Consider the following 2,808-nt stretch of genomic DNA (forward strand, 5'->3'; position numbering starts at 1 on the left):
TGCCACCCCGTGAGTGGTCGATGGCCAAGGCTCAGTTCGCCGTCCTCTTTGGCGAGCGCTTCACCAGAGCCATGGCCTGAACGTGTGCAACCGCCCTCCCGCACACGAAATTCCTGACAGTCCCGGGCTGGCCGCCGCGGGTCGTGCGCGGCGCCGCCCTCCAGGCCTCAATCGCCGCTTCGGAGAACCACACGACCAGGCTGCCGCGGGCACGCAGGCCAGCCTCGTAGGCCGGCCAATTCGTGATACTGTTGGCGAATTCGTTGGCTACGTGACACTCTGCGGTCGGGGGGCAGCCGAGGAGATCTGCTATGTCTCTACGCCCTGCCGGGATCGCACCGGTTCCCGCCATGACTGCTCAGGTCGCGGCGGCAGCATTTCCACGCGGGTGTGCCGCCATGCGCATGCGCGATGAACTCGGTGCGATCTACGACGACCAGATGTTCTCATCTCTGTTCCCAGCTCGAGGGCAGCCAGCGCACTCACCTTGGCGCTTGGCCCTGGTGACGGTCCTGCAGTTTGCCGAGGGGCTAGCGGACCGCCAGGCGGCGGATGCGGTTCGCGGCCGGATCGACTGGAAATATGCGCTGGGTTTGGACCTGAGTAATCCAGGGTTCGATTTTTCGGTGCTTTGCGAGTTCCGCGCCCGCTTGGTCGCAGGCGGTCTCGAGCCGATCCTGCTCGATGCCATGCTGACGCGGCATCGCGAACGCGGTCTGTTGAAGGCGCGCGGTCGGCAGCGCACCGACTCGACCCACGTGTTGGCCGCTGTGCGCAAGCTCAATCGTCTGGAGAACGTCGGCGAGGTGCTGCGGGCCGCGCTCAACGCCCTCGCCGCAGCCGCGCCCGACTGGCTGGCTCAGCACGCGGAACGCAGCTGGGCTGATCGGTATGGACGCCGCATTGAGGATTACCGGCTGCCCAAGAGCGAGGCCGCACGTCGAGAGCTTGGTGAAAGCATCGGCAGGGACGGCCACCGGCTGCTCGCTGACGTCTATGGCCCGGCTGCCCCGAGGTGGCTGCACGAACTTCCCGCCGTGCAGGCGCTGCGCCGGGCCTGGGTGCAGCAGTTCTATCTGCAGGGCGACAGGGTCAGCTGGCGGGACCGTACTGACTTGCCTCCGTCAGGAGCGCGCATCCACAGCCCCTATGACGTGGATGCCAGCTTCGGCGACAAGCGCACCACGGCCTGGATCGGCTACAAGGCGCACTTCAGCGAGACCTGCGATGCTGATGCCCCGCACGTCATCACCAACGTCGCAACGACGCCGGCTCCGGTTCCGGACACGGCGATGACGGCGCCTGTGCACGCCGATCTCGCGCGACGGGGCCTGCTGCCACGGACGCATTTCATGGATGCCGACCTGTTGCTGGAGGTCAGGGTAGAGCATGATGTCGAACTGATCAGTCCCATACGCCCGGATTCCAGTTGGCAGGCCAAGGCCGGTCAGGGCTACGACATCTCTGCCTTCAGAATCGACTGGGATGCTCAGGTCGTGACCTGCCCACAAGGGCACAACAGCATCAACTGGCTGCCGGGAGTAGATGACGGGGGTACGCAGCGCGTCCAGGCGGTCTTCGCAGACCGGGTCTGCCGCGCCTGCCCGAGCCGCCCCCTGTGCACACGGGCTAAGGTCGCCTCGCGACGGCTGACCTTCCGCCTCGAAGACCGGCATGAGGCGATCCAGCACGCGCGCCAGCACCAGCAGACACCGCAATGGCGAGCGCTCTACGGTGTGCGCGCAGGGATCGAGGGCTGCCTGTCGCAGGCCATACGACGCTGCGGGCTGCGCCGCTCGCGCTACGTAGGCCTGGCCAAGACACACCTGCAGCATGTCGCAACCGCGGCGGCCCTCAACGTCGTGCGCCTGGATGCCTGGCTACGGGGCAGGCCACGAGCCGCCACACGACGCTCACGCCTCGTCCGACTATTGGCCGCCTGACCCCCCGCTCGCCGAATTCGCCAACGGTATCAATTCGTGACCCGGTGCCGCTGCTTCGGAATGTGATGCCGGCGATCCCGATGGGCTTTGAAAGGCAAGCAGGGCGTCCCTGTTCGATGATAGGGCTTCGCCCCACCCCCATCCTACCCCAAACCGCCCTCAAGCCCGATCCATGCACCACGGTCGCGCACGGTGCTCCTTGGTCCACATCCCGCCTATGTGGCCATGCAGACCAGCCCAACCCAGGCCCGAACTGCATTCTCAAACGGGGTCTAAGGCGTGGGCATCGGAACGGGCGTCTGGTCTCGAAAGGCCCGGATGAGATCGAGTTCTTTAACGCGCTCCGGGCTGAGCAGGATCGCGTTCTCCGTCGAGCGTGTGCGGTACGCCACCACAACCAAAGACCCACCGTCCCCCTTCGGGTCAAGCAGGTAATTCAAGCCTTCAATCAGGACCCGGCCGACTGGCGGGACGACACTTGCCATGGAGGCGTATGTGCGCCCCCGACCGGCCTTTGGCGACCACTTAAGTTTACTGCCGCTGGGCTTGCCCCCGGCACCCCTAACAACCCGGAGAACGAAGATAGCACCCCTGGTGGCCATCGGCGCCTCGCTGCTGCCCAGCCTCATCGGCTAGGGCTTCGGGATGGGAATAGGCCGCCCAGTCAGAAGGGCATCCAGGACCCCGAGTTCTCTGAAGCGTCGCGGCGAGAGCCTGACCTGCCGCATGCCGTCATGTGCTTCGAACTCGACTATGAAGGGAGGCTTATTGAGGATGCTTGCGTCGTTGGCGATCCGGACATCAGCGATCAACGCGAAACCAGGCGGAACCGAGAAAAACACCAAGTCTTTCCTCGGCTGTTGAG

Annotated in this window: 2 protein-coding genes and 1 pseudogene; 1 reads left to right on the top strand and 2 read right to left on the bottom strand. The window is 65.3% G+C overall.

The genetic code is table 11. The features are described from left to right. Window positions 1-127: 127 nt before the first annotated feature. Window positions 128-247: pseudogene (locus ACO1BU_RS36640) on the bottom strand (IS5/IS1182 family transposase); the annotation flags it as partial. A gap of 64 nt (window positions 248-311) precedes the next feature. On the opposite strand from ACO1BU_RS36640, the gene ACO1BU_RS36645 reads away from it, so the two are divergent. Beyond that, window positions 312-1,943 (top strand): IS1182 family transposase, encoded by a 1,632-nt coding sequence (locus tag ACO1BU_RS36645; RefSeq protein WP_424140785.1) that lies wholly within the window; start codon window positions 312-314, stop codon window positions 1,941-1,943. A gap of 632 nt (window positions 1,944-2,575) precedes the next feature. On the opposite strand, the gene ACO1BU_RS36650 is transcribed toward ACO1BU_RS36645, so the two are convergent. Continuing rightward, a partial coding sequence (locus ACO1BU_RS36650; RefSeq protein ID WP_424140786.1) for a hypothetical protein occupies window positions 2,576-2,808 on the bottom strand: 233 nt, incomplete at its 5' end.

The organism is Roseomonas chloroacetimidivorans (genome assembly GCF_049629625.1).
GTDB lineage: Bacteria > Pseudomonadota > Alphaproteobacteria > Acetobacterales > Acetobacteraceae > Roseomonas > Roseomonas chloroacetimidivorans.

What these genes read in the sequence shown, in the direction of transcription:
- ACO1BU_RS36645 (WP_424140785.1), top strand. Translation starts at nt 312, where the DNA reads ATGTCTCTACGCCCTGCCGGGATCGCACCGGTTCCCGCCATGACTGCT.